The organism is Nocardioides sp. (assembly GCF_035429765.1).
Classification (GTDB): Bacteria; Actinomycetota; Actinomycetes; order Propionibacteriales; family Nocardioidaceae; genus Nocardioides.
The window spans coordinates 1-6,445 of the sequence record NZ_DAOMFK010000184.1; the positions used below are offsets into that span (position 1 = coordinate 1).

Below are 6,445 nucleotides of genomic sequence, written 5' to 3' on the forward strand. Positions count from 1 at the left end.
ACCAGGTCGGCCGCCTCCACGACCGCGGGGCGGTGGGCCACCCCCACCACGCACGAGCGGGCGGCCAGCTCGCGCAGCACGCCGAGGAGCACGGACTCGGTGACCGCGTCCAGGTGCGCGGTCGGCTCGTCGAGGAACACGTAGGGCCGGTCGGCGAGCAGGACCCGGGCCAGCGCGAGCCGGGCCTGCTGGCCCGCGGCGAGCCCGGCGCCGTCCTCGCCGAGCGGGGTGTCCAGCCCCTGCGGCAACGCCTGCACCACCTCGGCGAGCAGCACCTGCTCGAGCACCGACCAGAGCCGCGCGTCGGAGGCGACGGTGTCCGCCACCCGGAGGTTCTCGGCGACGGTGCCGGCGGTGAGCCAGGGCCGCTGCGGCGACCAGGCCAGCCGGGCGTGCCACGCGTCGGGGTCGGTGGTGGCGAGGTCGCGGCCCCCGACCAGCACCCGCCCGGACTCCGGGGGGAGCTCGCCGAGCAGCACCGAGAGGAGCGTGGTCTTGCCGCACCCGGAGGGGCCGACGACCGCGGTCAGGCCGGGGGAGGGCAGGCGTGCCGTCACCCCCGAGAGGGCCGGCCGCTCCCGCCCGTCGTACCGGGCGACCACCCCCTCCACCTCGATCGACCCGTCGCTGTTTTCCGGTCGACCCGTCGCTGTTTGACCGGGCTGCTGGGGATAAGCCGGAAAACTGCGACGGGTCAGCGTGGAGGTGTGGGAGAAGGCGGCGGTGCCCTCGGCGGCGCTGTGGAACTCCGCGCCCACCCGGCGCAGCGGCCAGTACGCCTCGGGGGCGAGCAGCAGCACAACCATCGCGGTCCAGAAGTCCAGACTCCCGTCGCGCAGCCGCAGACCGACCTCGACCGCGACCAGGGCCACCGAGATCGTCGCGATCAGCTCGAGCGCGGCCGAGGAGACGAACGCGATCTTGAGGGTCTCGATCGTGGCCCGGCGGTACCGGTCGGTGATCGCCCGGATCGTGCCCGCCTGCGCCCACGCCCGACGGTGCGCCACCAGCGTGGGCAGGCCGCGGACCACGTCCAGGAAGTGCCCCGAGAGCGCCGAGAGCTGCCGCCACTGCCGGTCCGCGCGCTCCTGGGTGGCCTGCCCGATCAGGACCGCGAAGACCGGGACGAGGGGGAGCGTGAGCAGCACGACCAGCCCACTGAGCCAGTCGAGCCAGAAGATGGCCACCACCGTCGCCGTGGGCAGCACCACGGCCAGCACCAGCGTCGGCAGGTAGCGGGTGAGGTAGGGCTCGATCGCCGCCATGCCGCGCGTGGCGAGGACCGTCAGCTCCCCGGTGCTGCGGCGCGAGCGGGCCTGGGCGTCCAGCTCCAGGGTGCTCTCGACCAGCCGGCGGCGCAGGGGCAGGGAGACCCGCGCCGCCGCGGCCGCGGACGCCGCGTCGACGACGTACGCCGCCAGCGCGCGGCCGACGACCACCGCGACCAGCCACCACGCCGCGACCTGCCAGCCGGTGCCGCCCGGGTCCTCCACCAGGCGCACGATCAGCGTGCCCATCGCGAACGCCTGCGCCACGGTGAGCAGCCCCCCCAACGTGCCTCCGGCCAGCACACCGAGGAGTGGTCGGTGCGCTGGCCGGAGGGCGGGCAGGATGCTCGGATCCAGCGGCTTCATGCCCTCACGATGTCACGGCTGTCCCGGAGCCTCACGCGCTCACCGTGGTGTCGACCGGGTCCGGGATGTGGTGGGTGGCGACCCGCTTCCGGAACACCCAGTACGTCCAGGACTGGTAGAGCAGCACGATCGGGGTGAAGATCACCGCGACCCAGGTCATCACCTTCAGGGTGTACTGGGTGGCTGCCGCGGACACGCCCACGGCCGGGTCGTGCGAGGCCATCAGCGAGTAGGCGGCGTCGGTCGACGACGGCATCACGGCCGGGAACAGTGCCCAGAACAGACCGGCGACCGCCCCCGCGATCGTGACGAACGTCCCGATGAACGCCCAGCCCTCGCGACCCTGCATCGCCATCCAGACCGAGGCCAGCAGGGCCACGGCCGCCACGGCGAAGAGGACCATCGGCATGGCCTCCCAGTCGTACTTCGCGAGCGTCCACACGATGAACACCACCGCCACCACGGCCGCGACCAGGCCCAGCTTCACCGACAGGGCGCGGGCGCGGTGCCGGATGTCGCCGTCGGTCTTGAGCGCCAGGAACATCGCGCCGTGGGCGAGGAAGAGCGTCATCGTGACCAGCCCGCCCAGCAGCCCGTAGGGGTTCAGAAGCGTGAACAGGTTCCCGGTGAACTCCTTGTCGGCGTCGATCGGGACACCGGCGACGATGTTGGCGAACGCCACGCCCCACAGCAGCGCGGGGACGTAGGAGCCCAGGATGGCCATCCAGTCCCAGTTGCGCCGCCAGGTGTCGTCGTCCCTCTTGCCGCGGTACTCGAAGGCGAGGTTGCGCACGATCAGCGCGGCCAGGATGAGCAGCAGCGGCAGGTAGAACCCGCTGAACAAGGTGGCGTACCACTCGGGGAAGGCCGCGAACGTCGCGCCTCCCGCCACCAGCACCCAGACCTCGTTGCCGTCCCAGACCGGGCCGATCGTGTTGTAGAGGACCCGCCTCTCCTTCTCGTCCTTGGGCAGCACCGGGAGCAGCATGCCGACGCCGAAGTCGAAGCCCTCGAGGGTGAAGTAGCCGATCCACAGGACCGCGATGAGGATGAACCAGACAGTGGTGAGTTCCATGGCTCTCTCCTTCCCCTCTCAGTAGGCGAACGCCATCGGGGCGTCCTCGTCGGAGCCGCCGAGCGGTACGTCGGGCGGCTCCTCGAAGGGGTCCGCGCCGCGCTTGATGTACTTGGCCAGCAGGCCGATCTCGACGACCGCGAGGACGGCGTACAGGACGGTCAGCAGGATCAGCGAGATCCAGGCCTCGTAGGTGGCCACGCCGGGCGAGACGCCGTTGCGCGTGGTCATCAGGCCGAACACCACCCAGGGCTGCCGGCCCATCTCGGTGAACAGCCAGCCCCAGGAGCTGGCCAGCACGGCCGCGACCGGCAGCGAGATGCCGAACGCGCCGAACCAGCGGGAGGTCGGCGTACGACCACGCCGGGTCAGCCACAGGATCAGGATCGCGCCGCCCGCGACGAAGAAGCCCAGGCCCATCATGAACCGGAAGGACCAGTAGGTCACCGGGATCACCGGGGTGTAGTCACCGGGGTCGTAGTAGGTGGCGCCGGGGTCCTGGCCGAACTCCTGGAGGTACTGCTCCCGGAGCTGGTTGATGCCCTTCACCTCGCCGTTCCAGTCGCCGGTGGCCAGGAACGACAGCAGGTTCGGGATCTTGATCGCGAACCTCTCGGTCTGGCCGTCGGGGGTGCCGATGGTGAGGATCGAGAACGATGCCGGCTGCTCGGTGTCGAAGAGCCCCTCGGCCGCCGCCATCTTCATCGGCTGGACGTCGGTCATGACCTTGCCCTGCACGTCACCGGTGAAGGCCACGCCCAGCCCGGAGATCAGCGCCACCCAGGCGCCGATCCGGATCGCCTTGAGGTACAGCGGCTGGTCGTGCTGCTTGTCCTTCTTCACGTAGAGGTACGCCGCGACGCCGAGCACGAACGCCCCGGCGGTCATGTACGCCGAGAGCACGACGTGCGGGAACGTGATCAGCTGGACCTTGTTGAACATCACCGCCCAGAAGTCGGTCAGCTCCGCACGGCCGGTGTCGGGGTTGTACCGGTACCCGACCGGGTGCTGCATCCAGGAGTTCGCGGCGAGGATGAACCAGGCCGAGGCCAGCGTGCCCAGGTGGACCAGGTACATCATCAGGTTGTGGACCTTGCCGGGGAGCCGGTCCCACCCGAAGATCCACAGCCCGAGGAAGGTGGACTCCAGGAAGAACGCCAGCAGGCCCTCGACGGCCAACGGGGCGCCGAAGATGTCACCGACGAAGCGGGAGTAGTCCGACCAGTTCATCCCGAACTGGAACTCCTGCACGATGCCGGTGACCACTCCGATGGCGAAGTTGATCAGGAACAGGCGGCCGAAGAACTTCGTCAGCCGGAGGTACTCCGGCTTGCGCGTGCGCAGCCACGCGGTCTCCAGGACCGCGATGACCGCGGTGAGACCGATGGTGAGCGGAACGAACAGGAAGTGGTAGACGGTGATGATGCCGAACTGCCACCGGGCAATGTCCAAGACGTCCACGGGCAACTCCTCGGGCTGAGGGTGGTGCGAGAATCAACAATTGGCAGTAAACACCTCCTACGAGTCGTAGTAACAACCGGGGTGGCCCTCTACACTTGTGCGGTGCCTAACCCAGTGAAGCCTCGCCTTGGCGACCTCGAGCGTGCGGTGATGGACGTGCTGTGGGCCTCCGGCCCCGGCCAGTGGTCCACCGTGCGGGAGGTGCACGAGGCCCTCGCTGCACAGCGCGACCTCGCCTACACCACGGTGATGACGGTGCTCGACCGGCTCTCCCGCAAGGACCTGGTCGGCCGCCGCCGCGACGGACGGGCGCACCTGTACACCGCCCGGGCCACCCGGGCCGAGCTCACCGCCGAGCTCATGCACGGTGCGCTGGACGACTTCACCAGCCACGACCGGGGTCAGGCGCTGGTCGCCTTCGTGGGTGAGGCCTCCCCGGAGGATCTCGAGGCGCTGCGCCGCGCGCTCGCGACCCTCGACGAGATGACGTGACGCCTGCGCTGCTGGCCGGCCTGGCGGCCGCGCTGGCCTGGCCGCTGCCCGCGCTCCTGGCTCGGCTGCCCCGGCTGCGGCGTACCCCCGGCCCCGCGCTCCTGCTGTGGCAGTCGGTCGCGGCCGCCGCGGTCCTGGGCGCGCTGGGAGCAGGGCTCTCGCTCGTCACCGACCGGGCCTGGCGCGAGTCCCCCGGCCCGGGGTCGTACGTCGTCGCCGGCGCAGCGGTGCTGGTGACCGGCGTGGTGGCGGTCCGGCTGCTCCTGAGTGCGCACCGGGTCGGCACCGAGCTGCGGACGATCCGGCGCCGGCACCGGGAGCAGGTGGACCTGGTCGGCCGCAGGGTGAGCGACGGGGGAGTGCGGGTGCTCGACCACCCGCTGCCGGTGGCCTACTGCCTGCCGGGGATGGGCGGCTCGCGGATCGTGATGTCCTCCGGCGCGCTGGGCCGGCTCCAGCCCGACCAGCTGCGCGCCGTGCTGCTCCACGAGCGGGCCCACCTTCGGGCCCGGCACGACCTGGTGCTGGAGGCGTTCGGCGTGCTGCACCGGGCGTTCCCCCGGCTGCGCTCCTCGGGGCTCGCGCTGGGCGAGGTAGGGCTGCTGGTGGAGGCCCTCGCCGACCGGGCGGCGGCCCGGGCGGGCCTGGCGCGACCCCTGGCCTCCGCGCTCCAGGCCATGGCCGAGGGCCGGCTCCCGGCCGGCACCCTGGGGGTGGGTGGCACCGCTCTGGCGGCGCGGGTGGTCCTGCTGGCCGAGGCGCGCCCCCGGCCGGTGCAGGCGGCGGCGCTGGTCGCTGCGTCCGCCGCGGTGCTGCTGCTGCCGACGGTGTTCGTGGTGGAGCCCTGGCTGGCGGGGCTGGGCTGACCCGGGCTGCCGCCGGCCGACACGCTCCTGTGAAGCGTGATGCTGGAGTGACGATCACCTAAGGTCTCAGCATGGCGACCCGTACGTCTTCCCCGCCGGGGTCGCGGAGCAAGAGCACGGCCAAAGGCAGCACCTCCGGCCGCTCGCGCGCCCGATCCCGGAGTACCAGCCGCAAGAGCTCCCGCTCCCCGGCCCGGTCCGCTCGCTCGAAGACCCGTCGCCCGCCGCGGGCGGTCCGGTCGGGTCCCGGGCCGGTCCTGCGCCTGTTCACCGGGGCGTGGCGGGTCCTGGCCGCGGTCTGGGTGGGTCTGGCCCACGCCGTCGGCGCCACCGCGCGCCGGGTCGGCTCCGCGGCCCGTGACCTGGACCCCGAGCACCGCCGCGACGGCCTCGGGCTGCTGCTGGTCGGCCTCGCGGTCGTGGTCGCCGGAGCCGTGTGGTGGCAGCTGCCCGGGTCGGTCATGTCCGGCGTGCGCACGGTGGTCGCCGGCTCGGTCGGCAAGATCGCCTGGCTGGTGCCGCTGGTCCTGCTGGGACTCGGCTGGCGCACCTTGCGCAACCCGGAGCGCAACGGACCGGTCGGGCGCCAGGTCGTCGGCTGGAGCGCGCTCACCCTCGGCGTCCTCGGCCTGGTCCAGATCGCCAACGGCAACCCGCAGCCCGAGCTCGGCGACGCCTCCGACCTCCAGCAGGCCGGCGGCGCGGTCGGCTTCGTCGTGGCGAACCTGCTGCTGGACCTGCTGCGCACGCCGTACGTCGTCGTGCCGCTCCTCATGCTGCTGGCCGGGTTCGGTGTCCTGGTGATCACCTCGACCCCCGTCCACCAGGTGCCGGCCAGGCTGCGCGCGCTCATCGCCCGCCTGCCCGGCCGGACCGGGCCGGACGGGCCCGCCGCGACCCCCCAGCGCGCCGGCGAC

At 72.2% G+C, this 6,445-nt stretch carries 6 protein-coding genes; 3 read left to right on the top strand and 3 right to left on the bottom strand.

Features of this window, described 5'->3' with window-relative positions:
* The 3 genes from cydD to PLP61_RS13870 all read right to left on the bottom strand — a co-directional run.
* On the bottom strand, positions 1-1,634 hold a 1,634-nt coding region (cydD, locus tag PLP61_RS13860; RefSeq protein WP_324503331.1), incomplete at its 3' end, for a thiol reductant ABC exporter subunit CydD.
* 31 nt (positions 1,635-1,665) lie between these two features.
* The gene (gene cydB / locus PLP61_RS13865; protein WP_324503332.1) at positions 1,666-2,709 is read right to left on the bottom strand and encodes a cytochrome d ubiquinol oxidase subunit II; all 1,044 of its coding nucleotides are present in this window, start codon (positions 2,707-2,709) and stop codon (positions 1,666-1,668) included.
* Positions 2,710-2,727: 18 nt separating this feature from the next.
* Positions 2,728-4,170 (bottom strand): cytochrome ubiquinol oxidase subunit I, encoded by a 1,443-nt coding sequence (locus PLP61_RS13870; RefSeq protein WP_324503333.1) that lies wholly within the window; start codon positions 4,168-4,170, stop codon positions 2,728-2,730.
* Positions 4,171-4,272: 102 nt separating this feature from the next.
* Between PLP61_RS13870 and PLP61_RS13875 the strand changes: the two genes are divergently transcribed.
* The 3 genes from PLP61_RS13875 to PLP61_RS13885 form a co-directional block, all read left to right on the top strand.
* Positions 4,273-4,662 (top strand): BlaI/MecI/CopY family transcriptional regulator, encoded by a 390-nt coding sequence (locus PLP61_RS13875; RefSeq protein WP_324503334.1) that lies wholly within the window; start codon positions 4,273-4,275, stop codon positions 4,660-4,662.
* Complete coding sequence (locus PLP61_RS13880; protein ID WP_324503335.1) at positions 4,659-5,528, top strand: M56 family metallopeptidase; 870 nt, start codon at positions 4,659-4,661, stop codon at positions 5,526-5,528. Before PLP61_RS13875 ends, PLP61_RS13880 begins: the two co-directional genes overlap by 4 nt.
* 71 nt (positions 5,529-5,599) lie before the next feature.
* Positions 5,600-6,445, top strand: an 846-nt coding sequence (locus PLP61_RS13885) for a DNA translocase FtsK 4TM domain-containing protein (RefSeq protein WP_324503336.1), incomplete at its 3' end; no start/stop codon positions are given.

What these genes read in the sequence shown, in the direction of transcription:
- cydB (WP_324503332.1), bottom strand. Translation starts at nt 2,709, where the DNA reads ATGGAACTCACCACTGTCTGGTTCATCCTCATCGCGGTCCTGTGGATC.